This window comes from Rhizobium sp. BK619 (genome assembly GCF_014195245.1).
GTDB lineage: Bacteria > Pseudomonadota > Alphaproteobacteria > Rhizobiales > Rhizobiaceae > Rhizobium > Rhizobium acidisoli.
Window position 1 is genome coordinate 178,647 of sequence record NZ_JACIBH010000006.1, and the last position, 23,669, is coordinate 202,315.

25 protein-coding genes are annotated in these 23,669 nt (G+C 61.3%); 23 read left to right on the forward strand and 2 right to left on the reverse strand.

Translation table 11 applies throughout. The annotated features are described in order from the left end of the window. Positions 1 to 97: 97 nt before the first annotated feature. The 11 genes from FHX14_RS13185 (at position 98) to FHX14_RS13235 (ending at position 10,606) form a co-directional block, all read left to right on the forward strand. Entirely contained in the window at positions 98 to 1,972 is a 1,875-nt protein-coding gene (locus FHX14_RS13185; protein WP_184377397.1) for an adenylate/guanylate cyclase domain-containing protein, read from the forward strand. Positions 1,973 to 2,089: 117 nt separating this feature from the next. Then, on the forward strand, positions 2,090 to 3,421 hold the full coding sequence (locus FHX14_RS13190) for a hypothetical protein (protein ID WP_184377398.1): 1,332 nt from the start codon (positions 2,090 to 2,092) through the stop codon (positions 3,419 to 3,421). Positions 3,422 to 3,429: 8 nt separating this feature from the next. Further along, entirely contained in the window at positions 3,430 to 4,032 is a 603-nt protein-coding gene (locus tag FHX14_RS13195; protein WP_184377399.1) for a hypothetical protein, read from the forward strand. Between the two features lie 33 nt (positions 4,033 to 4,065). Then, the gene (locus tag FHX14_RS13200) at positions 4,066 to 4,404 is read left to right on the forward strand and encodes a hypothetical protein (RefSeq protein WP_184377400.1); all 339 of its coding nucleotides are present in this window, start codon (positions 4,066 to 4,068) and stop codon (positions 4,402 to 4,404) included. Positions 4,405 to 4,610: 206 nt separating this feature from the next. Next, positions 4,611 to 5,042 carry an acetyl-CoA carboxylase biotin carboxyl carrier protein subunit gene (locus tag FHX14_RS13205; RefSeq protein ID WP_184377401.1) on the forward strand — a complete coding sequence of 144 codons (432 nt, stop codon included), beginning with the start codon at positions 4,611 to 4,613 and terminating at the stop codon, positions 5,040 to 5,042. Next, positions 5,042 to 6,436 carry an acetyl-CoA carboxylase biotin carboxylase subunit gene (gene accC, locus FHX14_RS13210; protein WP_184377402.1) on the forward strand — a complete coding sequence of 465 codons (1,395 nt, stop codon included), beginning with the start codon at positions 5,042 to 5,044 and terminating at the stop codon, positions 6,434 to 6,436. Before FHX14_RS13205 ends, accC begins: the two co-directional genes overlap by 1 nt. Beyond that, positions 6,433 to 6,858, forward strand: coding sequence for an acetyl-CoA carboxylase (locus FHX14_RS13215; RefSeq protein ID WP_184377403.1), 426 nt, complete (start codon positions 6,433 to 6,435; stop codon positions 6,856 to 6,858). Before accC ends, FHX14_RS13215 begins: the two co-directional genes overlap by 4 nt. Then, positions 6,855 to 7,562 carry a 5-oxoprolinase subunit PxpB gene (gene pxpB, locus FHX14_RS13220; protein ID WP_184377404.1) on the forward strand — a complete coding sequence of 236 codons (708 nt, stop codon included), beginning with the start codon at positions 6,855 to 6,857 and terminating at the stop codon, positions 7,560 to 7,562. Before FHX14_RS13215 ends, pxpB begins: the two co-directional genes overlap by 4 nt. After that, positions 7,559 to 8,554, forward strand: coding sequence for a biotin-dependent carboxyltransferase family protein (locus FHX14_RS13225; RefSeq protein ID WP_184377405.1), 996 nt, complete (start codon positions 7,559 to 7,561; stop codon positions 8,552 to 8,554). The genes pxpB and FHX14_RS13225 overlap by 4 nt, the downstream gene beginning before the upstream one ends. Before the next feature lie 21 nt (positions 8,555 to 8,575). Beyond that, positions 8,576 to 9,343, forward strand: a complete 768-nt coding sequence (locus FHX14_RS13230) for a 5-oxoprolinase subunit PxpA (protein WP_184377406.1) — start codon at positions 8,576 to 8,578, stop codon at positions 9,341 to 9,343. Positions 9,344 to 9,403: 60 nt separating this feature from the next. Continuing rightward, a complete protein-coding gene (locus tag FHX14_RS13235) occupies positions 9,404 to 10,606 on the forward strand; it encodes a pyridoxal phosphate-dependent aminotransferase (protein WP_184377407.1) in 1,203 nt (400 codons plus the stop codon). 6 nt (positions 10,607 to 10,612) lie between these two features. Here the strand turns inward: FHX14_RS13235 and nac are convergent, their stop codons facing one another. Then, positions 10,613 to 11,518 (reverse strand): nitrogen assimilation transcriptional regulator NAC, encoded by a 906-nt coding sequence (gene nac, locus FHX14_RS13240; protein WP_183918439.1) that lies wholly within the window; start codon positions 11,516 to 11,518, stop codon positions 10,613 to 10,615. Between the two features lie 231 nt (positions 11,519 to 11,749). Between nac and FHX14_RS13245 the strand changes: the two genes are divergently transcribed. The 6 genes from FHX14_RS13245 (at position 11,750) to FHX14_RS13270 (ending at position 16,371) form a co-directional block, all read left to right on the forward strand. Further along, positions 11,750 to 12,523 carry an SDR family oxidoreductase gene (locus tag FHX14_RS13245; RefSeq protein ID WP_184377408.1) on the forward strand — a complete coding sequence of 258 codons (774 nt, stop codon included), beginning with the start codon at positions 11,750 to 11,752 and terminating at the stop codon, positions 12,521 to 12,523. Next, positions 12,520 to 13,227: an amino acid ABC transporter permease gene (locus FHX14_RS13250; RefSeq protein ID WP_184377409.1), complete on the forward strand. Its 708-nt coding sequence runs from the start codon at positions 12,520 to 12,522 to the stop codon at positions 13,225 to 13,227. The genes FHX14_RS13245 and FHX14_RS13250 overlap by 4 nt, the downstream gene beginning before the upstream one ends. Beyond that, positions 13,224 to 13,979, forward strand: coding sequence for an amino acid ABC transporter permease (locus FHX14_RS13255; RefSeq protein ID WP_184377410.1), 756 nt, complete (start codon positions 13,224 to 13,226; stop codon positions 13,977 to 13,979). Before FHX14_RS13250 ends, FHX14_RS13255 begins: the two co-directional genes overlap by 4 nt. Further along, positions 13,976 to 14,740: an amino acid ABC transporter ATP-binding protein gene (locus tag FHX14_RS13260; RefSeq protein ID WP_116409556.1), complete on the forward strand. Its 765-nt coding sequence runs from the start codon at positions 13,976 to 13,978 to the stop codon at positions 14,738 to 14,740. Before FHX14_RS13255 ends, FHX14_RS13260 begins: the two co-directional genes overlap by 4 nt. A 31-nt stretch (positions 14,741 to 14,771) precedes the next feature. Next, positions 14,772 to 15,608 (forward strand): ABC transporter substrate-binding protein, encoded by an 837-nt coding sequence (locus FHX14_RS13265; RefSeq protein WP_184377411.1) that lies wholly within the window; start codon positions 14,772 to 14,774, stop codon positions 15,606 to 15,608. A gap of 88 nt (positions 15,609 to 15,696) precedes the next feature. Continuing rightward, positions 15,697 to 16,371 (forward strand): 4-carboxy-4-hydroxy-2-oxoadipate aldolase/oxaloacetate decarboxylase, encoded by a 675-nt coding sequence (locus FHX14_RS13270; protein WP_184377412.1) that lies wholly within the window; start codon positions 15,697 to 15,699, stop codon positions 16,369 to 16,371. An 80-nt stretch (positions 16,372 to 16,451) separates the two neighbouring features. On the opposite strand, the gene FHX14_RS13275 is transcribed toward FHX14_RS13270, so the two are convergent. After that, on the reverse strand, positions 16,452 to 17,486 hold the full coding sequence (locus FHX14_RS13275) for a LacI family DNA-binding transcriptional regulator (RefSeq protein WP_184377413.1): 1,035 nt from the start codon (positions 17,484 to 17,486) through the stop codon (positions 16,452 to 16,454). A gap of 159 nt (positions 17,487 to 17,645) precedes the next feature. Between FHX14_RS13275 and FHX14_RS13280 the strand changes: the two genes are divergently transcribed. The 6 genes from FHX14_RS13280 to FHX14_RS13305 all read left to right on the forward strand — a co-directional run bounded on the left by FHX14_RS13280 (position 17,646) and on the right by FHX14_RS13305 (position 23,649). Then, positions 17,646 to 18,620: a sugar ABC transporter substrate-binding protein gene (locus FHX14_RS13280; RefSeq protein ID WP_164012995.1), complete on the forward strand. Its 975-nt coding sequence runs from the start codon at positions 17,646 to 17,648 to the stop codon at positions 18,618 to 18,620. 107 nt (positions 18,621 to 18,727) lie between these two features. Further along, the gene (locus FHX14_RS13285) at positions 18,728 to 19,774 is read left to right on the forward strand and encodes an ABC transporter permease (protein WP_184377414.1); all 1,047 of its coding nucleotides are present in this window, start codon (positions 18,728 to 18,730) and stop codon (positions 19,772 to 19,774) included. Between the two features lie 10 nt (positions 19,775 to 19,784). Beyond that, entirely contained in the window at positions 19,785 to 20,783 is a 999-nt protein-coding gene (locus FHX14_RS13290; protein WP_184377415.1) for an ABC transporter permease, read from the forward strand. An 8-nt stretch (positions 20,784 to 20,791) separates the two neighbouring features. Continuing rightward, entirely contained in the window at positions 20,792 to 21,613 is an 822-nt protein-coding gene (locus FHX14_RS13295; protein ID WP_184377584.1) for an ATP-binding cassette domain-containing protein, read from the forward strand. A 108-nt stretch (positions 21,614 to 21,721) separates the two neighbouring features. Beyond that, the gene (locus FHX14_RS13300; RefSeq protein ID WP_184377416.1) at positions 21,722 to 22,627 is read left to right on the forward strand and encodes a sugar phosphate isomerase/epimerase; all 906 of its coding nucleotides are present in this window, start codon (positions 21,722 to 21,724) and stop codon (positions 22,625 to 22,627) included. Next, positions 22,624 to 23,649 (forward strand): Gfo/Idh/MocA family oxidoreductase, encoded by a 1,026-nt coding sequence (locus FHX14_RS13305; protein ID WP_184377417.1) that lies wholly within the window; start codon positions 22,624 to 22,626, stop codon positions 23,647 to 23,649. Before FHX14_RS13300 ends, FHX14_RS13305 begins: the two co-directional genes overlap by 4 nt. Positions 23,650 to 23,669: the final 20 nt, after the last annotated feature.

The following is a 23,669-nucleotide window of genomic DNA, read 5'->3' on the forward strand; positions in this document are numbered from 1 at the left end:
GGAGATTTTAGTTGTCAGTAATACAATCGTCCGGCAACATTACCGGCTAGCTTCTAGAATTGCATAGTATTGCCACCAGCACGTTGGGGAGACGGGCATGTGTGCAGAGCTTCTTGAACGTCGGCTTGCGGCTATCCTGGCTGCCGATGTGGTGGGCTACAGCCGTCTTCTGGAGGCAAACGAAGAGGAGACGCTCAACGCCCTTCGTCAACATCGCCGGGAGCTCTTCGATCCTGCCGTCGCAAGCCATGGCGGGCATATCATCAAGATAATGGGCGACGGTTTCCTGGTCGAGTTCGGTAGCGTGCTGGGTGCTGCACGTTGTGCGGTCGAGATCCAGCGCGGCATGCTGGAGCGCAACATCGGCATTCCTGCGGACAGGCATTTCGCGTTCCGAATAGGCTTAAATCTGGGCGACATCGTCTTCGACGAGGACGACTTTCATGGGGACGGCATCAATGTGGCGGTCCGGCTGCAAGCCCTTGCGGCGCCTGGGGGTATTGCCTGTTCGGCCGCCGTGCGCCACGAAGTCGCAAACAAACTCGGCCTCGATTTCGCAGACCAGGGCGAAAAGACCGTCAAGAACATCGCCCGTCCGGTGCACGTCTATTTTGCCGATTGGGGCAATGTTGCCTCCGGTGAAGGCGTGCCGCTTGCCACAAACGGCCACACGCAGGCGCCCCTCAACAAGCCATCCGTAGCAATCCTGCCCTTTGCCAACATAAGCGACGATCTCGCCCAGGAGTTTTTCAGCGATGGCATCACCGAGGACATCATCACTGATCTATCGAATGTTTCAGGCCTATTTGTCCTGAGCCGCAACACCGTTTTCACATGGAAAGGCCGCAGCGAGAACCTGCAGCGCATCGCCAGGGAGCTCGGCGTTGCTTACGTCGTAGAGGGAAGTGTCCGCAAAGCCGGCAACCATGTGAGGATCAATGCCGAATTGATCGACGCAGCTAGCGACGGTCACGTCTGGGCCGCGCGTTACGACCGCGACCTCACCGATATCTTCGAAGTGCAGGACGAGATTACAAAGGCAATTGTCGAGCAACTAAAGGTCAAGCTGCTCCCGGAGGAAAAGGAGGCAATCGAGCAAGCGCCGACAGAGAGTGTCGAAGCCTATACGCATTTCCTCAGAGGGCGGGAATACTACCATATTGCCTCGCGCTCGAACCATCTGATGGCCAGGCAGAGCTTCGCCCGAGCCATCGAATTGGATCCAAATTATGCCCGCGCCTATGCGGGAATCGCGGTTTGCGATGCGCGTCTGCGGTCCCAGTTCGGCACCGAGATTCCGGTAGAGGACATTCTGGCGAATGCGACGATGGCGCTCGTTATCGATCCCAATCTGGCGGAGGCCCATGCGGCGAAGGGATTTGCGTTGGCGGTGGCCGGCAATCGCACCGAGGCAGTTTCTGCATTCGAGCAGGCTTTGTCGCTCGACGCCAATTGCCACGAGGCAAATCGGTACTATGCCGAATTCTGCGTCACCGAAGCTCAATTTGAACTCGCAGCCACGCACTTCCAGCGTGCGATGGAAATCAAGCCTGCCGATTATGGTGCGCCGATCATGCTTGTGAACGTCCTTCGTTCGCTCGGGCAAATAGACAAGGCAAGCAGCTATGCGCGGATCGCGTTGAAAAAGGCTGAGGAAGAACTGCGGCTACATCCGGAGAATGCCAATGTTGCCTGCCTGGGAGCGACGGCGCTGGCCTTTCTCGGTATCCGCGATCAGGCTCTGGAGTGGTTGGCCCGTTCGCTGGCGACGGATCCGGACGATATCAACATTCAGTACAATGCGGCTTGCACCTATGCACTGCTTGGCGAGATTGAGCGAGCGATAGACCTCCTCGAGGTCTGGATGCCTCAGGTCGGCATCGAGATGCGGCTGTGGTTCAAGAACGATTCCGACCTCGATCCGATCCGCAGTCACCCTCGCTATTTAGGCTTGGTTGAACTGTCGGAATAACGCTCCAGTACATTTTGCAGGCTAGTGCTAATTCTATTTTACTACTTGCTAAAATTCTTGCGAGCGCCGATCGTCAACTTAAACTGGCAGCATAAAAGTCTTTTGAGGGGGGAGCGGATGGGCACCCGGTTCAGACTTTTTGTACAGCCTCCATTTGAAGACCCTCGGTCTAGTCCCGAGATCGTCGAAGTTTCGTCTCCGTTGGGTAGCGTGACAGCCGGCCCGGCCGATGATCGCATGTTCGTTGTGAAGCCGGTCGGCAAGACCGGTCCTTACGGCGTGAACCGCGGGCCGCTCGGTACGCCATACATATATCTGCCGCCCTGGACCGGGAAAATCCTTGAGCCCGCCAGCCCCGACGCGTGCGGCAATTTCGACTATCTCCGACCTTCGATGGCTGGCTTCGAAGCCGCGCATGTTTTTGGATGCGTGCGGTTCACACTAGATGTGTGGGAGCGCTATCTCGGTCAACCGCTCACCTGGCATTTTCGTGATCATTATGACCGTCTGGAGATCTCGATCCTGCGGCGCTGGGACAACGCACAGTATGGCTATGGTTTCCTCGAAGTCGGCAGCCAGTTCGAGAGCGACGGGCGCGTCCTTCCTTTCAGCCTGGATTTCGACGTCATCGCGCATGAGGTGGGGCACGCAATCATCTTCAGCGTTTTGGGCGTGCCGCACCCCGAAGCTGAGTATCCCGAATATCTTGGTTTTCAGGAGGCCTTCTCCGACTGCGTGTCGCTGATCGCCGCCATGCATTTTCCGTCCGTGATCAACAATGTTCTCGCGGAGACGCGCGGGAACCTCTACCGGGCAAACCGCCTGTCACGCTTTTCGGAATTTTCGCCGCATCGCCAGATACGGTCGGCAAACAACAAACGGACGATGGCCGAGTTTGCGCGTGGGTGGAAGGACGAGCACGAGCTTTCGCAGCCGCTGACCGGTGCGATATTCGACATCCTCGTCGACATCTTTCATGAGAGCCTAGTGGCGCGCGGCCTGATCTCCCATGCGGTTGAAGACCTGGCAGATGTTGCCGAGTTCGATCCAGCTGCCGAGGCGCCGGTGCAGCATGCTTTCGACCGTGCTTTCGCGCGGAATTCGGATGGGTTTGTCGAAGCATTGCTCGACGCCCGCGATATCGTCGGGACGTATCTGGCGGAAGCCTTGTGGGCTCTCGCTCCCGACTTTCTCGATTACGGCGACGTCGCGAGAACGATGCTTGCGATTGATCAGGATGAAAGTAGCGGCCAGTTCGCACGGATTATCAGCAGGAACTTCAGGCGACGGGCGATTGGTGAAATGCACGCTGGCCCGCACCTCAAAGGCGGCGAGCATCACAGTCACGTCCACTCTGCTCGGACGTTGCTGCCGATAGATTATCTGGAGCTTCCGAAGATGACCTTTCGCGAGAGAGTTCTGCTGTCGAGATCAGGCATCGGTCAATAACCAGGTAGATGGAGGCAGACGTGGCAGACAACGAAACCTTATTAGGCGTATCAGCGGTGTATCTCTTCGGGCGCGAACTGAGTGACCTTCTTCTGAGAGGCGACGTTTATCAGCCGCTGATCGGAAATCCATTGGGCACGAACAGTTTTCTAAGGGGCCAGCTCAGCGCGAACGAAGCGACTCTCGCGCGAATCTATGCTTTCTCTTTCGAGGGAAGTTTCGTTGAACTGAGCCCACCGGCTATTTTCGTTGTCCACGGCAGCGGCCTGAATCCCGACGATCCCCCTCCGCGGAACGTCGATGGTGATATCGAATACGACAGACTCTCTCGGTCCCCAGGTTCGAGTGCACGAACAGGCCTTGGCTCCCAAATCGGAGCTCTCGCCAGGGATATGAAGGTCTGGATCTATGACAAGGACGATATCTCGATGAGGCTTGATGCCCAAACGGGAACCCTTGAGCAAATCCTGCTTTCGGCCGAGGCCGCAGCGGATCCTCGAGGAATGGCGAGCGGCGGATTGTCCCGATCAGGCGGCGCCTTGTCCCGCTCCGGCGGCGTAATGTCGAGATCAGGCGGATTCATCCCTCGCAGATCGGGCGACGGTGATTAATTTTACGGATAGGGATGGACCAGGGAGGCTATCATGGCCGCGAAAACTACTCTCGAAATTGTGCGCTTGGACCCCAAGCCTGTGCAAGCTCCGCTACGCACACGAACGCCGTTTACACTGATCGGCAATGGCTTTGGCGAGGGGATGGATGTCTATGTATCTACCAAGCAGGACGGCAGCGATAGAGTTGACGTCGAAGTACTTGCAGATGATTCAGCTACGAGCACGGACAAGGTATGGCCCGTCGTCGCCAAACCGGCGCTTGGCGCCAAGCCTACCGATACCACCAAAAAGCCGCCCGACCCACCCTTGTGGGTTGTGATAGCACTGAATGGCCAGAAGAGCGCCATACAAGGATTTTTGATCGTTTGATCGTTGAGAGACCACGTCAATTCTAGCCTCGCCGGCCCGGCTGCAATTCAACGCGTCCGGCGACATGTCCCGATAGAGCGCGGATTGCGCTCCATTAAAACTTCGTCTGACCCCATCAGTCGGCTCATCGTGCTACGAAAATCACGACACCGGGCGACGTGAGACTTCAGGTCTGCGCGGTGGAATTTGAAATTCCGAGCACGCACATGGACCTCTCGAAGATCAAGACGCTGATCGACTTTGTCGGACGATCGAATATTACCGAGCTGACCGTGACGGAAAAGGACGTAACGGTTCGGATCTTTCGCACGTCGCCGGCAGAGGCCGGCGTTGCCGAGCCCTCGCAAAAGCCGGAATCGGCGACAGGCCTCGTCTCCGATGCGCCTTCGAGCGTCGCGAAAGCCTCGCATGCGGTGAAGGCGCCCGTCTTCGGTGTTCTGCACCGGGCGCCGGCGCCCGGCGAGCCGCCATTCGTCGCGATCGGCGACGCGGTGGAGGAGGGGCAGACGCTTTTCATCATCGAGGCGATGAAAGTCTTCAATACGATCGCCGCACCGCGATCCGGGCGCATCACCCACGTGACCGATATCGACAATGGCGAGGTCGAGACCGGCGACCTGCTGGCGGAGATCGCCTGATGCCGGAAACATCTGAACAATCTGCCGCTGCAGGGCGCCGTTTCGACACCGTCCTCATCGCCAATCGCGGCGAGATCGCCGCCCGGATAGAGCGCGCCTGCCGCGAACTCGGTTTGAAGACGGTCGCCATCTGCTCCGAGGCGGACAGGCAAGCGCCTTACATCAAGACCGCAGACAGTGCTCTTTGCATCGGCCCGTCGACCGCGGGCAAGAGCTATCTCAATCAGGATGCCATTCTTCTCGCCGCACGCCTGACCGGCGCGGGCGCCATCCATCCCGGTTACGGTTTTCTGTCTGAGAACGCTGCATTCGCCGATGCCGTCGAAAAGGCCGGGCTGACCTTCATCGGCCCGACGGCCTCATCGATCGCGACCATGGGCGACAAGATCGCTGCGAAGCGGGCGATGATCGCGGCCGGCGTTCCCTGCGTTCCCGGTCCCGACAGCGCACTGCCCGACGACCCTGAAGCAATCGAGCGCATTGCGCTGGAGATCGGCTATCCCGTCATCGTCAAGGCATCCGGTGGCGGCGGCGGACGCGGCATGCGCGTCGTGCTAAAGGCCGATCAACTGCATGAAGCGATCGCACTGACGCGGGAAGAGGCGCGCAAAGCCTTCGGCTCGCCCGCGCTCTACATGGAGAAATTCCTCCAGCATCCGCGCCATATCGAGATTCAGGTCATTTGCGACAATCACGGCAATGCCGTGTGGCTGGGACATCGGGACTGCTCGATGCAGCGCCGCCATCAGAAAGTGGTGGAGGAGGCGCCGGCGCCCGGGATCGCGCCCGACATCATCCAGCCGGTCGGCACGGCTTGCGTGCAGGCCTGCCGCCAGATCGGATACCGCGGCGTCGGCACCTTCGAATTCCTCTATGAGGACGGCGCTTTCTATTTCATCGAAATGAATACGCGGCTTCAGGTCGAACATCCCGTCACCGAGCTGACGAGCGGGGTCGATATTGTCCAGGCGCAGATAAAGGCGGCCCAGGGTGACATTCTGGATTTCGCCCAGGGCGATGTCACCTGCGAAGGCCACTCTTTCGAATGCCGCATCAATGCCGAGGATCCCGATAACTTCCTGCCGTCGGCAGGCATCGTCACCCATCTCACTTTGCCGCAGGGGCCGGGCATTCGGGTCGATACGCATATTCATTCCGGCTACAGGGTCTCGCCCTATTACGACTCGCTGATCGCCAAGCTGATCGTCCACGCACCAACGCGGGCGAAAGCGATGGCCAGAATGTGCGAGGCGCTTGCCGGCACCGAGATCGAGGGCATCGCCACCAATATCTCCTTCCTGCGCGCCCTGTTCGAGGACCACGCATTCGCGCGCGGTGAGACCGATATCCACTATCTCGAGCAATGGCTGAAGCTGAGGAGGACGGCGGCATGAGCCCCATCGACTTCAGCGATCCCGCAACCATCGCATTTCTCACCGACGCGCTGACGGCCGCCGGAGTGGCCGGCCTCGAAATCGCGCGGCCGGACGGGCAGATTCGCATCGTCGTTTCAGGGGAGGGCGGCGCCCGGATCGGTTCGAGCGAAGCCACAGCCCGCGCTTCGGGTTCCGCACCTGCAGTCGTGAAGGCGCCGCTGGCGGGATATTTCTGCGCCGAACATCCGGCTGCTGCCGCCACGCTCCAAACTCTGCCGCGCTCCGTATCCGATGACGATATCCTCGGCTTCGTCAGGGTGGGGCATATCCTTCTTCCCCTTCGCGCCGGCCGTTCCGGTGTCTTGACCAGGCTGCTCGCCGAGCCCGGCGCGCTGGTCGGCTTCGGTGACCCTCTGTTCGAAATCGAGCTGCCATCATGATCGTCACGACGAACAGACATGCCTCGCAACGCGAAATCGTTCCGGCCACCCAAAACCGGGCGCGGGTTTCCTCGATCGGCGCCAGATCCTTTCTGCTCGAGGCACCAGGCGATTTCGATCTCATTGCCCAGCGGCGGATCTGGGCCCTGTCCCAGACAGTGCGGGGCTGGGATGACCTTGCGGAAAATATTCCCGGGATGACCAACCTGCTGGTGATCTTCAAGGAGACACCTGAGTATCCCGATGCGGTGGTCGCCCGGCTGCTCAAGGCATGGGAGAATGCGCAGAGCATCGATCTCGACGGCAAGACCATCGAGATCCCCGTCCATTACGGCGGCGAACATGCGACCGATCTACCGGCCCTTTGCGATCTCTCTGGCTTAAGCGACCGCGAGGTCGTCCGCATCCATCATGAAGCCACCTATCGTGTCTTCGCCTTGGGCAGCGCGCCCGGTTTCGGCTATCTGCACGGCCTCGATCCGCGCATCTATATGCCGCGAAAGACCGTGCCTTCGCTGAAGATGCCGAAGGGCTGCGTGACCATCGGCGGCATGCAGACCGGCGTCGCCATGCTGACCGGTCCCAATGGCTGGAACTCCATCGGCTTCGCGACGCTTGACATGTTCGACCCAACCTCGCCGACCCCCGCCATGATGGCGCCCGGAGATACGGTGCGGTTTCTGCCGGCAGGGATCGAGCTATGATCGAGATTTGCGAAAGCGGCCCTTTCAACACGGTGCAGGACCTGGGACGTCCCGGCTATCGCGATATCGGCGTATCGGCGAGCGGCGCGATGGACCCGTTTGCGGTCAGGATCGGCAATGTTCTCGTTGGCAATGACGAAAATGCGGCGGTGATCGAGGTGCAGACCTTTCCGTTCAGCCTGCGTTTCGAGCGGCGCACCGTCTTTGCCGTGACCGGCGCCGACAGCCATATCAATCTCGACGGATCGGAACTCATTCCCTGGTGCGCCTATACGGCAAAGCCCGGACAGGTGCTCCAGCTGCAGCAGCCCCCGCGGCTGGCGCGCTCCTATATTGCGGTCGGAGGCGGGCTGGATATTCCTGTCGTCATGGGGTCGCGAAGCACGTCGCTGCGCGGCGGCTTCGGCGGCAATGCCGGCCGGCCGCTGGCGAAGGGCGATCGGATCGCGGTCGGCGAGGACTTGGAGATCGCCATGCTGCCGGCCACAGGCCTTGCCGTCGTCGAGCCGGCCGCGGCGCTGCGCGAGGTGTTCCCGGAACCCGTCGACGGCGCCGTGCCGATCCGCGCCCTGCCGGCCGGCGAGCATGATCTTTTCGCCGGAGACGGCGAAGCCTTCTGGAGCCAGACCTGGAGGATTTCCTCGCGCAGCGACCGGACGGGCTACCGCCTGTCCGGCGAGCCGATCACGCCGACCGCCTCCATCGAGATGCGCTCCCACGGCGTCGTGCCTGGCGTCATCCAGGTTCCGCCCGGCGGCGAACCGATCGTGCAAATGAGCGATGCGAACACGGCCGGTGGATATCCGAAGGTCGCCGGCGTGATCGAGTGCGACCTCTGGCGGCTCGGGCAGGCCCGCATCGGCGCCCGCTTGAAATTCGTCCGGTCGACGCATGCAGAAGCGCGCGCGGTCGAACAGGCCGTCGCCCGCTATGTCGAGGATGTCAGACAGACATCTCAGATGGTCAAGCGCGCCCTGAAGGCGATGGCCTAAGCGAGGCGAAAGGAGGAACTGATGAAGATCGATCTGAATTCCGACATGGGCGAAGGATTTGGTCCCTACCGGCTGTGCGACGACGAAGCGATGATGAAAATCGTCTCGTCGGCCAATATCGCCTGCGGGTTCCACGGCGGCGACCCGGATACGATGGGGCGCATGGTGCGGCTGGCGAAAATGAACGGCGTCGGCATCGGCGCCCATCCCGGCCTGCCCGACCGGCTGGGCTTCGGCCGGCGCGAAATACCCTTTCAGGCAGACGAGCTTCGCCAGCAGATGCTCTACCAGCTCGGCGCGCTGATGGCGATCGCCAGAGCCGAGCGCGTCACCGTCTCCCATTTCAGCTTCCATGCCGCCATGGGCAATATGGTCAACCGCGATCCTCTGCTGGCCGACCTGATGATGGATGCGATCGCCACCGTCGACGCCAATCTCGTCGTCTTCGTCACCTCAGGCAGCGCGATTGAGCAGGCGGCGAGACGCGCCCGCCTGAAGACGCTGGCGCTTTTTCTTGCGGACAGGGCCTATGACGCCGGCGGCAAGCTTGTCACACGCGGGCTGCCGGGCGCCGTCATCAAGGACGAAGCCTCCGTACGCGCTCGTGTGCGAAAATTCCTCCTCGACGGAAGCGTCGAAACCATCGACGGCGCCGTGATCGCCATGCCGGCGCGCTCCATCCTCGTTCACAGCGATACACCGGGCGCCCTGGAGCTTGCCGGCATCGTGCGCGGCGAGATCGAAGCCAGCGGCGCGACACTCGCTCCCGCCGCCGAACTCGCCGAATGACGCAATTCCGATCGCCTTCGGCGATCGACCACTTCAATCCCTTATCGAAGGACCATGCCGATGTCCGTCATCGCAGACCGCCTGAAAAACGTCTCCATATCCGCATCCGCCGCCATGACCCAGCGTGCCCGAGAATTGGCTGCCAACGGCAGCAAGGTCGTCAGCCTCTCCTCCGGCGAGCCAGATTTTCCCACGCCGGCGCACGCGATCGAGGCGGCCCATGCGGCAGCGCTTGCCGGCGATACGAAATATCCGCCGATGGACGGCACGCCGGCGCTGAAGGCCGCCATTATCCGGAAGTTCAGGCGCGACAACAATCTCGACTACGATGCCAGCCAGATCGTCGTCTCCGGCGGCGGCAAACAGGTGATCTTCAACGCCATGCTGGCGACCTGCAATCCGGGCGATGAGGTCGTCATCCCTACACCCTCCTGGGTCAGCTATGCCGACATCGTCAAATTCGCCGGCGGCGTCCCGGTTCCGGTCCCCTGCCACGAGCAGACCGGCTTCAAGCTGCGCGCCGAAGATCTGGAGGCGGCGATCACGCCGCGCACCAAATGGCTCTTCCTGAATTTCCCGAACAATCCCACCGGAGCGGCCTGCTCCCGGGCGGAGATGGCCGCCATCGCCGAGGTCATGCTGCGCCATCCGAATGTCTGGATCATGACCGACGACATCTACGAGCACCTGGTCTATGACGACTTCCAGTTCTGCACGATCGCGGAAGTCGAGCCGAGACTCTACGATCGCGTCCTGACGATGAACGGCGTCTCCAAGGCTTACGCGATGACCGGCTGGCGGCTCGGCTTTTGCGCCGGGCCGAAAGATCTGATCTCCGCCGTCAGCAACGTCAACGGCCAGAATGGCGGCGGCATCGCCACACTCACCCAGGCGGCGGCAACCGCGGCGCTCGACGGACCTCAGGACCTGCTGAAGGAGCGTGCGGCGATCTATAAGGAAAGACGTGACTTCGTCCTCGACAAATTGTCTGGTGTGGAAGGGCTGCGCTGCCATCGGCCCGAGGGCGCCTTCTATATCTATCCCAACATATCCGGGCTGATCGGCAAGACCAGCAAGGGCGGCCGCAAGATCGAGACCGACGTCGATTTCGTCATGGCGTTGGTGGACGAACATCACGTCGCGACCGTGCAAGGCGCGGCTTACGGAATGAGCCCCTTCTTCCGCATTTCCTACGCGACAAGCATGGAAAAACTGGGCGAAGGCTGCGCGCGGATCGCCCAGTTCTGCAAGGATATGCGCTGACCGATTTTAACCCTTCAGCCGCGCCGTCAGCTCGAGAAGAATGTCGCGGACGGCAAGCGCCGGCTCCGACAGGGGATTCTGATCGGAAACGCAAAGCGACAGGGTTTCCTCGATCCGCGGTGAGACGAGCCGGCAGATCAGCGGCTCGCTCGATTCCGAGACGATGCGATCGGCGATGGCTTTCGGCATGATCGTCGCGCCGAGACCGCTGCCGACCGCGCGGGCGAGCGTGCGGACGATTTCGACTTCCGCCACGACCTTCAAATTGGTGCGTGTGCGGGTAAAGGCGGTATCGACCGCGCGGCGGACGAAATTATAAGCTGGCGGCAGGAGCAGCGGTATTCCGTCAAGCGCGTTGACCGGAACGGGTTTCGCATCGGCTTCGATGGCAAAGTCGCGATGGGCGACCAGGAAGAACTCTTCGCTGAGGATCGGTTCGAACCGCACGCCCTTGATTGGCCCTGTTCCATGCAGAAGCGCCATCTCCAGCCGGCCGTTCATGATCATCTGGCTATAGGTCTGACCGACGCTTTCAGTCAGATGCAGGAGAATACCCGGATGGCGTTTGCGGGTTTCCGCCAGCAGATCGACCGAGAGTGTCGCCGCGCTGCTGAACGGCACGAGGCCGACGGAGACGCGGCCGGCAAGCGAATTGCCGGCGGCCGATGCATCGGCTTGCGCCTGCTCCATCTGCCGAAGGATGATCTGCGCATGGCGATATACAGCATGTCCGGCATCGGTCATGCTGACACCCTGCTGGCTGCGGATCAGCAGCTTGTGGCCGAAATGCTCCTCCAGCGCCGCAAGCTGCTGGCTGAGAGCCGGCTGGGCGATATGCAAAAGATCCGCCGCTCGCGTGATGCTGCCGCTGTCGACGATCACGATGAAAGATTTGAGGCGTCTGATGTCCATGGGGATCGGGGTACCATTCTGATCTGCGGAGGGCATGTTTGCAGAGACGCATTGCTTTTGCAACGCGACACGGCCTGAAGCGAGCCGCAAGAGAATACCGGCATCGCCGCTTTCTCTTCTTCGGCAGGCCGCACCGGCTCCATAACCGTTGCTTATTGCTCCAGAGATAATCGGTCTTAGGCAAGGGGTTAAAGCTTCGCTACTGTCTCCATCAACAACAAGGGAACGACAATGCCATTCTCCGACTACAAGACCGCACTGGTGACCGGCGCATCCTCCGGAATCGGCGCAGCCGTGGTTGAGCGGCTCCGCCGGGAGAACATTGAGGTCCACGCTGTTGCCCGCAATGCCGAAGCGCTGCAGCAGCTGGCCGAGCGTACGGGTTGCGTTGCCCACGCCATCGATGTGACCGACCGGCCGGCAATCGCCGAGCTCGCGTCTCAGGTGGAATTCGACATCCTCGTCAACAATGCCGGCGTCGACCGGCCGAAGAAGTTCCTCGAAGCCGACGAGGGCGATATCGATCTGCTCGTCGACGTCAATCTGCGGGCGGTTCTGCACATCTGCCGCCTGGTCGTGCCGGGCATGGTGGCGCGCGACCGCGGCCACGTCATCAACATCTCGTCGATCGCCGGCGCCTATAATTTCGGCGGCAACTCGTCCTATCACGCCACCAAGGCCGGCGTGAGCATGCTGTCCAACCAGCTGCGCATCGATGCTTTCGGCAAGCGGGTGCGGGTCACCGAAATCTGCCCCGGCCGGGTCGCCACCGATATTTTCAATCACGTCCACGGCAATGATCCGAGCATCCGGGAACGGTTCATCGACGGTTTCGAACTGCCTGAAGCAACCGATATCGCCGACGCGATCGCCTTCGCCATCTCGGCCCCGGTCGCCGTCAACATCGGACATATGGAGATCACACCGACGCTGCAGGTCATGGGCGGCCTGCAGACTGCAAGGCCGCAGCCGAAGACAGATCCATCCGGGGAGCCAAAGCCGTGAGCGGTTTCGACCTTTCGGCAATCCTGGGGAATCCCGACTATGCCGCCATGCTGCTGCATGGCATCGAGATGACCTTCATCATCTTTGCCGGATCCTGGTCGCTGGCGATGGCGCTGGCAGTTCTGCTGCTCAGCTTGCGTCTGTCACCGTTTCGCCTCGGCGATCCGTTGGTCGCTGCTTACGTATCCTACCACCGCAACGTGCCCACCCTGGTTCAGTTAATGCTGTGGTATTTCGGGATCTTCACTTTGATGCCGGGCGGGCTGGGAGAATGGCTTTCCGTCCACAATGCCGAGGCCATCTTCGCGGTGATCGGGCTCGGGCTCTGCCAGGCGGCCTATTTCAGCGAAGATCTTCGTTCGGGCGTGCGCTCGGTCGGTCCCGGCCAGATGGAGGCAGCCCGGGCGCTGGGCCACGGTTATGTCTCGGCGATGCGTTTCGTCATCATGCCGCAAGGCGTGCGCAACGCGCTGCCGCCACTCATCAATCACAGCGTTTCCCTATTCAAGAACAGCAGTCTGGCCGTCATCATCGGGGCATCGGAACTGACGCATGCGGTCAAGGAAATCGAAAACCTCAGCTTCCGGACTTTCGAGATCTACCTGATCGGCACGGTTCTCTATCTCTTCTTCTCGCTCGTGATCATGAGCATCGGCGCCTATCTGTCGATGCGCGCCGATCCTGCCAGGAGTGCGCGCGCATGATCCAGGATATGATCGCCATCGTCCGAGACTACTGGCTGCTGCTCCTGATCGGCCAATATCCGAACGGACCGCTCGGCGGGCTCGCCAATACGCTGATCCTGTCGGCGCTCAGCATCACCCTCGCTTTTCCGGCCAGCATCCTCTTTGCCTTAGCGCGGCTTTCCAAGTCGCCGCTGCTGCGCTGGCCGGTCACGGCCCTTGTTTATTTCACCAGAGGCGTGCCGCTCCTGATGCTCATTCTGTGGAGCTACTTCCTGGTTCCGCTGCTGACCGGCGCCGACGTGCCGAGCTTCGTCACCATGCTGACGACACTCGTGGTCTATCAGAGCGCATTCCTCAGCGAAGTCGTTCGTGCCGGCATCGTCGCGCTTGGACCAGGCCAGATGGATGCGGCACGCGCGCTCGGCCACGGTTACCTCGGCGCGATGCGCTACATCATCCTGCCGCAGGCGCTCTACAACATGATCCCGAGCATCCTCTCGACCTTCGTCTCGACGATCAAGGACACGACGCTCGGCTATGTGATCAACGTGCCGGACCTGACCTTTGCGGCAAGCCAGGTCAACAATCAGCTGCTGACGCAGCCCTTCCAGGTCTTCCTCATCCTGGCGATCGTCTACTTCGCCATCTGCTGGACGCTGACCTACTTCGCAAATCGCCTCGAGCGGCGCATCACGCGGCGGCGTGCGGGACTTCTTAACGTCTCCGTCGCCGTGGTCACGCCGTCGAAAATCGTATCGGAGCAGCTATGACCATGTCCGTTTCAACGCAGGAATCGCAGATGATCCGGCTTTCGCAGGTCTGCAAGAGCTATGGCGACTATCCGGTCCTGAAGGACATCGATGCTGAGGTGACGCGCGGCGAAGTGGTGGTCATCTGCGGACCGTCCGGTTCGGGAAAATCGACGCTGATCCGCACGATCAATCGCCTCGAGGAGATCAACAGCGGATCGATCACGCTCGACGGACAGAACATTCACGCCTCCATGCGGGCAAAGGCACTCAACGCGATGCGCAGCAGGATCGGCTTCGTCTTCCAGAACTTCAACCTGTTTCCGCATCTCTCGGTCGCCGAAAACGTCTCGATGTCGCCGATCCGGGTGAAGGGCGTCGCGGCCGATGTCGCGCATGAAAAGGCGCTCAAGCTTCTCGACCGGGTCGGCCTTGCCGACAAGGCCCGCGCCTATCCCGGCCAGCTGTCGGGCGGCCAGCAGCAGCGGGTGGCGATCGCCCGTGCTCTGGCCATGGAACCGCCGGTGATGCTGTTCGACGAACCGACCAGCGCGCTCGATCCCGAAATGGTCGGCGAAGTGCTCGCCGTCATGAAGAGCCTGGCCTCCGAAGGCATGACCATGCTCTGCGTCACCCATGAAATGGGCTTCGCCCGCGATGTCGCCGATCGGATCTGGTTCATCGATGCCGGCCAGATCATCGAAACGGCAGCTCCCGAGGACTTCTTCAGCAATCCGACCCATCCCCGGGCTCAGCGTTTCCTCGCTGATCTCAGGCATTGATACCAACCACCAAAAACAAAGGAGAACAGCAATGAACTGGAAATACCTAAGCCTCACCGTCGCATTTGCCGGCATGGCAGCCGCCTTGCCCGCCAAAGCCGATCAGCTCGACACCATCATGTCGGCAAAGACCTTGCGCTGCGCGACTTTCGCCGACGTTCCTCCCTTCGCTTCGCCGGATCCGAAGACCCGCGAAATGGCCGGTTTCGACGTCGATCTCTGCGGCGCCATCGCCAAGGAATTGGGCGTCAAGGCTGAAATCAAGCCGGTTTCGGTCGAGGCGCGCGTGCCCGAGGTCAAGCTCGGCCGCGTCGACATCACCGTTGCCAACCTTGCCTATACGCTGAGCCGCGCCGAACAGATCCAGTTCAGCGATCCCTATTATCTTGCCAAGGAAATGCTGATCGTGCCGGCCGACGATGCCGGCAAGCAGAAGGCCGATTACGCCGGCCAGCGCCTGGCTTCGACCAAGGGCTCGACATCTGAGATGTCGATCAAGCTCAACAAATCCGACCCGCTGACCTTCCAGGATACTGCTTCAGCCTATCTCGCCGTCCAGCAGGGCAAGGCCCGCGGCATGGTCGCCAACACCATGACGACGACCAAGTTCGTCAATGAATCGAAGAGCAAGGGCAAGGAAATGCGGATGATCGAGGAGCCGATGCTCTATCAGCCGATCGGCATCGGCATGGCCAAGGATCAGCCGGCGCTGACCGCCAAGATCAACGAGATCCTGCACAAGCTCGACGAGTCCGGTGAAATCAACAAGATCTGGGACAAGTGGCTCGGCCCGAACACCGAGTACAAGATGACCCGCACCGACAAAGTCGTGCCGCTCGCGCAGCTGAAATTCGACCCGATCCCGTAGACCGACCGGTCTCGGAACCTCCCGAAGACATTCAACCGAGATAAGACGGCGGGATTTGCCCGCCGTCTACCAACGATGTGAGGCACCCATGATTCATATAAAAGACATCGCTGAACGGCCCAGCAAAGCCGACATCGAGGCCGTTTCCAAATTTTCGCCCGCGACCATCCACGAAGCCCAGGGGCGCCGCGGCGCACTTTCCTCCCGCCTCAAGCCCGTCGACCACCGGATGAAACTGTGCGGTCCGGCATTCACGGTCAAATGCGCGCCGCGCGACAACATCATGCTGCAGCTTGCCATCAATTATGCGAAGCCCGGCGACATCATCGTCGTCTCCGCCGGCGAATACGAAGAGGCCGGCTCCTTCGGCGACGTGCTTGCCAATGCCTGCCTTGCCAAGGGCATCGGCGGTCTCGTCACCGATACCGGCGTGCGCGACACGCTGCAGCTACGGGAACTCGGTTTCCCGGTCTTTTCGCTCAGCGTCTGCATCAAGGGCACGGTGAAAGAAACCATTGCGGCGGTGAACGACCCGATCATCGTCGGCGGCGAAACCATCAATCCCGGCGACATCATCGTCGGCGATGCCGACGGGCTGGTGGTCGTGCGCAGGCAGGAAGCCCAGGAAGCCGCCCGGCTGTCGCAGGCTCGCGAAGATGCCGAAGCCGGTTATATCGCCGCCTACAAGGCGGGCAAATCGGTCATCGAGGTCAGCAATCTGGCACCGGTGCTGAAAGCCAAAGGCCTTGTCGTCGACATCTGAGACGATACACGGATGACCTCTTGCTAAGCCCGCGCCGCTTTTTTCCGGTCGCGGGCTTTGCCGCCCGCGACCGCGGCATTTCAAATGTTCTCGGGCGTCACGATTTCGAAGGTAATGGTGCGCTGGATCGTACCGCCCGAAGCGCCCTGCGTGATCGTTTCGATCATCGTCTCGACCAGCGCCGTGGACGTCTGTTCCAGCGGATGACAGAGAGCCGCGGTAATCATCCCCTCTGACAAGCCCTTTCGCGTCTCCGGGCCAATATCCCGGCAGACGAGGCGGATGCTTCGGCGCCGCTCCGCAGGCACCTCCCTTAGCGCCCGCAACACCCCGGAAATGCCGCCGCCGACGATCAGGATACCGGTGAGGTCATCCGTCGTCGCCAGGAGCTCCTTGACCATCCGGTAGGCCTCGTTCGGCTCCTCATGCGTGGGGCGGCTGTCCTCGATGGTCAGATGCGGCGCATGTTCGCGCACATAGGAGCGGAAGCTGGCATCGGAGACATCCTGACACTGGTAACGATGGTTGCCGATGAAGACGGCAATCCGCCCCGGTCCATGGGTCATGTTCGAGATCAGCCAGGCTGCCGTCCGCCCCATTTTCCAATTGTCGGCTCCGACATAAGCGGCCCGTTCCCGGGCGGATTGGTCGGTAATATAGGCGATGACCGGCTTGCCCTTCTCGTGCAGCTCACGGATGGCCTGGGCGATCACCGGGTGATCGGCGGCAACGACGGCGACGGCGTCGCAGTTTGCGCCGAGGGCCTTGAGCCGGCCGGCGATATTCTCCGGGGTCAGGAGATCGACGAAATCGACCATCGGGTCGATGACTTCGTCGCGCCTGGCGCGGCACGCCTCGACGATCTTCTTGCCGAACAGCTGGTAGAGCTCACGGCTGGATTGCTGCAGCAGAAAGCCAAGCCGGTATTTCGGCACCGACTTGCGCAGCCGATCTTCGATGGCGCCGGCGCCGTAGAAGCCGATCCGCTCCGCGGCGGCCTGGACGCGCTGCACGGTCGTGCCTTTGACGGAGGCGGTACCGGCCAGAATCCGATTGACGGTCGCAATGGAGACATCTGCCTCCTTGGCAAGATCGGAGATGGTCGGCCGCCGCATGATCATTCCCTCCATCGTCAGAGCGTTCGTATCATTATGACTGATACTCTGTGATACTTTATGCATGTTTAGTATGATTTCACATTTCGAGAATTTCAAGCGGTGATATGTTTCTCTTCACGGTCAGGCCAGGGAGGCGGACCAAGGGAGGAAATTGAGATGACTAAATTCCGCCGCCTCGCGGCAACCGTGTCGGCTGCCGCCATCGTGACCTGCACTGCCACGGCCGTTATGGCCGCCAACATCTTCGTTGTGGGCGGCAAGCCGGACGATCCGTTCTGGTCGATCGTCAAGCGTGGCGCCGAGGATGCCGGCAAGGTCGCAGAAGCCCAGGGCGGCAAGGTCGTCTGGCTCGGGCCTCAGAACTACGACAATCTTGGTGTCGATGCGGCCGAGCTGATCCGTCAGGCCATCGACCAGGGCGCCGATGCGATCGTCGGCCCGGACTGGGTGCCGGAGGCCATGGACCCTGCCTTCAAGGCGGTCGTCGACAAGAAAATTCCGCTGGTCATCTATAATGCCGGCGGCATCGAAGCTGCCGATCGCCTTGGTGCGATGAACTATGTCGGCTCCAATGACTATCTCTCCGGCAAGGCAGCGGGCACTTATTTCGCCAAGCATGACCTGAAGAATGCCGTCTGCCTCAACACGCTGCCGGGTGCGGCAAACATCGAAGCCTTCTGCAAAGGCATGACCGATGGCGTGACGGAAGGTGGCGGCGCCGGTTCGTCGCTGCCGCTGCCGGCAACGTCATTCGGTTCGGCGACCGCCGTGGCGCAGGCCCTCAAAGCGCACCTTCTGCAGCATCCGGAGATCAAGGCAGTCTTCGCGATCGGCAACGTCGATACGAATTCGGCGGTCAACGGGGTGACTCAGGCCGGCAAGCAGGGACAGGTCAAGGTCTGCGGCATGAACATGGATGAAACCGTTCTGAATAACATCAAGAGCGGCAGCCAGCTTTGCGCGATCGACCAGCAGGGTTACCTGCAGGGCTATCTGGCCGTCTCCATCCTGAACGGCAACGTCAATTACGGCCTCACCGTGCCGACCCGGGAAATCCTCACCGGTCCCGGCGTCATCGACGCCTCGAACGTCGACGCCACCCTGGCTGGCGTGAAGGCCGGCGCCCGCTAAGGGATCGGCCGAACGTCGTGAAGCTGCCTGCCCCTCACGCGGGCAGCTTCCATTCTTTCAAAAAGCGCCGGCCGTGCTCGGTCATGCGGCTTTACTGGTGGTGTCAAATGAACGCGAGAAACGATGTGCTCGCCTCTTCGCTTCCCTCGGGCGGCCATGCCAAAGCGACCATCGGTCAGCTTTCCCGGCGCCCTGAAGCGGGATCGTTGCTGGGCTTGATTGCGGTGTTCGTCTTCTTCGCCCTGCTGGGCGGCAAGGTCTTCCTGTCGGCTGCGGGCTATGCAAGCTGGCTCAACGTCGCGGCCGAGATCGGCATCGTCGCACTGCCGATCGGGCTCCTGATGATCGCAGGCGAAATGGACCTCTCGATCGGCGCGGTGATCCCGGCATCATCCCTGACGGTAGCGATCATATCCGGCCATTACGGCCTGCCCGAAATCGTGGGGATTTCAGCCGGCCTGGGCGTCGGGCTCATCGTTGGTTTCTTCAACGGTTACCTCGTCAACCGCACTCGCGTCCCGTCCTTGATCGTCACCATCGGCTCGATGTTCGGCGTCATGGGACTGACGCTGGGCTTCACCGTGCTGATCGCCGGCAGCACCGGCGTATCGCTGGTGCCAAGCCCGGCCGTCAAAGCGATCCTCGGCGATTTTATCGGCGGCATGTTCCAGGTGACGATCTTCTGGTGGCTCCTGTTTGCGGTGGCGTTCTTCTGCCTGCTGCACATCTCACCGGTCGGCAACTGGATCTTCGCTCTCGGCGGCGACAAGGTCTCGGCCCGCAACGCCGGCATTCCAACGGAAAAGCTGACCATCGCCCTCTACATGCTGTCGGGTTTTTCCGCCGCCTTCGTCGGCGTCAGCCAGGTGCTCGTCTACCAGAGCGCGCAGGTGCTCGGCGGGCAATCCTTCATCTTCAACTCGATCATGTGCGTGGTCATCGGCGGCGTGCTTCTGACCGGTGGCGCCGGATCGGTGGTAGGCATCGTCTTCGGCACGCTCACCTTCGCGATCGTCAATCAAGGCATCTATTTCACCGGCATAGACCCCAATCTCGGCAGCGTCATCATCGGCGCGCTCCTGCTGCTCGCCGTGATGATGAACGACAAATTCCGGCTGGTGGCGATGTCCTATGCCGCGAAAAAGAAGAAGTGAGGGCGGGGAGATGAACGGCTTTTCCATTGGACACTTTGTACGCCGCCCGGAATTCGGTGCCGTATTGAGCTTCATCGCGGTGATCGTCTTCTATGTCGCCTTCGGGGGCGTCAGCCTTGGTACGCTCTTCGGCGCGGCAAGCTGGGTCAATTTCGCCGCCAATCTCGGTATCGTCGCCTTGCCTGTCGGCCTGCTGATGATATCAGGCGAGCTCGATATCTCGATCGGCGCGATGATCCCGGCGGGTTCGATGACGATTGCCATTCTCTCGGGCTATTACGAGCTGCCGATCGTCATCGGCATGCTCGGCGTGCTCGCCATCGGCGTCCTCGTCGGGCTGGTCAACGGTCTCCTGGCGGTGCGCACCAGCGTGCCCTCGCTGATCATCACGCTCGGCACGCTGGTGGCGGTGCAGGGGCTCGTTCTTGCCGGATCCGTCATCCTGACGGGGGCCGCTTCGGTTCCGCTCAATGCCCCGGCCTGGGCCAAGACGGTGTTCGGCGACCTCATCCACGGCAAATTCCAGGTGATCATCCTCTGGTGGCTGGCGCTGACGGTGGTCTTTGGTTTCGTGCTGCACGCAACGCGCTACGGCAACTGGATCGCCGCCATGGGTGGAGACGAGGTCAGCGCCCGCAATGCCGGCATTCCGACCGACCGGCTGAGGATCGTCCTCTTCGTTCTGTCGAGCACGGCCGCCTCCTTCGTCGGAATGTGCGGCGCCATCCTGTTCAATTCCGCGCAGGTCTCGGGCGGCATGAATTACATCTTCAATACGGTCGTCTCGATCGTGGTGGGCGGCGTGCTGCTCACGGGCGGCTTCGGTTCGGTCGCCGGGATCTTTCTCGGCGCGCTGACCTTCGCCGTCGTCAGCCAGGGCATCTACTTCACCAACATCGACCGCAACTGGTCCAACCTGATTATCGGTGTGATGCTGATGGCCGCCGTTCTGATGAACAACACCTTCCGGCAGATGGCGTTGAGCTTCGTGCCGAAGAAAAGGAAGTGAGCGTCGATATGTCCGACAATATTCCGATCCTTGAACTTCAAAATGTCGACAAGAGCTTCGGCCCGATCGACGTGCTGCACGACATCTCGCTCAAGGTCAGTGCCGGCGAGGTGCTCTGCCTGCTCGGCGATAACGGCGCCGGCAAATCGACGCTGATCAAGACGCTCGCGGGTGTCCACAAACCGACGCGCGGCACAATCCTGATGGATGGCAATCCGGTCGAATTCAGCGGGCCGCGCGATGCGCAGGAAAAGGGCATCTCGGCGGTGCATCAATTCGGCGGCACATTTCCACTGATGTCGATCGGCCGCTCCTTCTTCGTCGGCGTCGAGCCAACCAAGGGCTGGGGTCCGTTCAAGGTCTATGACCGCAGGAAGGCCAACGAGATTGCCGTCAAGGCGGTGCAGGATTTCGGCATCACCCGGATCGACGATGGCGACCGTCTCGTCGGCGGGCTTTCCGGCGGCGAACGCCAGTCGCTCGCCATTGCCCGGGCCGTGCATTTCGGGGCGCGCGTGCTGATCCTCGACGAACCGACGGCCGCTCTCGGCGTCAAGCAGGCCGCACATGTGCTGCGGATCGTCAACGAGGCGAAGCGTCGAGGTCTGGCGGTGATCTTCATCACCCACCAGGTCATGCATGCGATGGCGGTGGGTGACCACTTCGCCGTGCTCATCCGCGGAGCGATCGCCGCCGATTTCCGCCGAGGCGAGAAGACCCGCGAAGAGATTACCGACCTGATGGCCGGCGGAGAAACCATGGCGGATCTCGAAGCTCAGATCGATACTTACATTGCCAGCCATGAGAACCATTCGTCGCCGGCCGAGTAACCGCTGACGACACCCTAAACGACACAGCACAAAACACACATCGTCCACCAGCGGCAGAACAGACCGCCGCCGGGGAAGGAAAAATATGTCTGGAATCCGGAGGTCAAAATGAAGATCGCAATCGACCCGTTCATGCATCGGCATCTCTCACTCGAGGCGTTGCCGGGGAAGGTCAAGGAAGTCGGCTACGATTGGATCGAGCTCTCACCGCGCGGAGATTTCCTCGAATGGTTCAAAGCGCCACGTGTCTTTCCCGAGCGCATCAAAACGCTCAAGAAGGCACTGAAGGAAGCCGATGTCGGCATCGCCTCGCTGCTGCCGATGTACCGTTGGGCCTCCAACGACGAGACCGAACGCCAGGCCGCCGTCAAACACTGGAAACGCGCCATCGAGATCGCCGTCGAGCTGGAAGTCAGCGTGATGAATTCCGAGTTCGGCCGCGGCCCGCATCCGGACAGGGGATCCTGCTATTGCTGCCACACCGGCTCGATGATCGAGGCCTGCGAAGATGCCTGGTGGCGCTCGATGGAGGCGCTGGTGCCGATCCTTGAGCGCGAGGGCATTCAGCTCAATGTCGAACCGCATCCGGAAGACTGGTGCGAGACGCTGCAGCCGGCGCTCGACATCATCCGCACCGTCAATTCGAAAAGCGTCAAGTTCCTCTATTGCGCACCGCACACCTTCTATTTCGGCGACGATACCAAGGCGATGCTGCGCGAGGCGAAGGACGTGCTGGCGCATGTCCACGTCGGCGACACGTTCAATCACAAGGCTTCGTCGGGCCTTCGTTATATCCTCAATCCGCCCGGCACCAACGCCCGGGTGCACCAGCACCTCAATATCGGCCAGGGCGAGGTTCCGTGGGACGACTTCTTCGGCACGCTCGCCGAAATCGGCTTCGACGGCATCATGACCACCTGCGTCTTCGCCTGGGAGGACAAGGCGGATCACAGCGGCACCTTCATGCGTGCCGAAATCCAGCGTTACATCGATAAGTATTGGGGGGCGAAATGACCCTTCAGGTTGGTGTCATCGGCACAGGGATGATCGGTCAGGATCATATCCGCCGCCTGACGAACGTCGTTTCCGGTGTCGAAATCGTCGGCGTTACCGATATCGACCAGGCCCGCGCCGCCGCTGCCGCCCCTGCGGGGGCGGAGGTCTTCGCCACCCCGTCGGCGCTGATCTCTTCGGAAAAAGTGCAGGCCGTGATCATCTGCTCCTGGGGGCCGGCCCATGAGGAGCAGCTGCTCGCCGCAATTGCCGCCGGCAAGCCGGTCTTCTGTGAAAAGCCGCTCGTGACCTCCGAGGCGGCCGCACTTCGCGTCATGGAGGCGGAAGCCGCTTTCGGCCGGCGGCTCGTGCAGGTGGGCTTCATGCGCCGTTTCGATGCCGATTATCGCCGTCTGAAGGCCGTCATCGACGGCGGCAAACTTGGAGCGCCGCTGCTCTTTCATTCCGTGCATCGCAACGCCTCGGTTCCTGCGGGGCTCTATACCTCGGAGATGCCGCTGACTGACACGCTGGTGCATGATGCGGACATTTCCCGCTGGCTCCTGTCCGACGAAGTCACCGGGGTCGAAGTACGTGTGCCGCGCCGGTCCTCACGCGGCGGCGAATTGCGCGATCCGGTTTTCGTCCTCCTGCACATGGCCTCGGGCGCGCTGGTTGACGTCGAGATCTCGGTAAACATCGCCTATGGCTATGACATCCGCGGCGAAATCAGCTGCGAGGCGGGTGTCGCTGCGCTTCCAAACCGCCCGGCGACCGTGATCTCGGATTCGAACGGCATTCGCCAAGCGATCCCCGAGGATTGGCGCGAGCGCTTCATCGAGGCCTACGACCAGGAATTCCGTGAATGGATCGTCGCCGCCTCTCAAGGAACGGCAGGCGGACCTTCCACCTGGGATGGATATGCGGCGACGCTGGTGGCCGATGCCGCTCTGCGAGCCGTGACCAGCGGCGGCCTCGAACCGGTCAACATGATACCGAAACCCAAACTTTACGCACCGCCGTCCGCCATGGCGGCGGAATGACACGGCAGGCCATTTCAGGA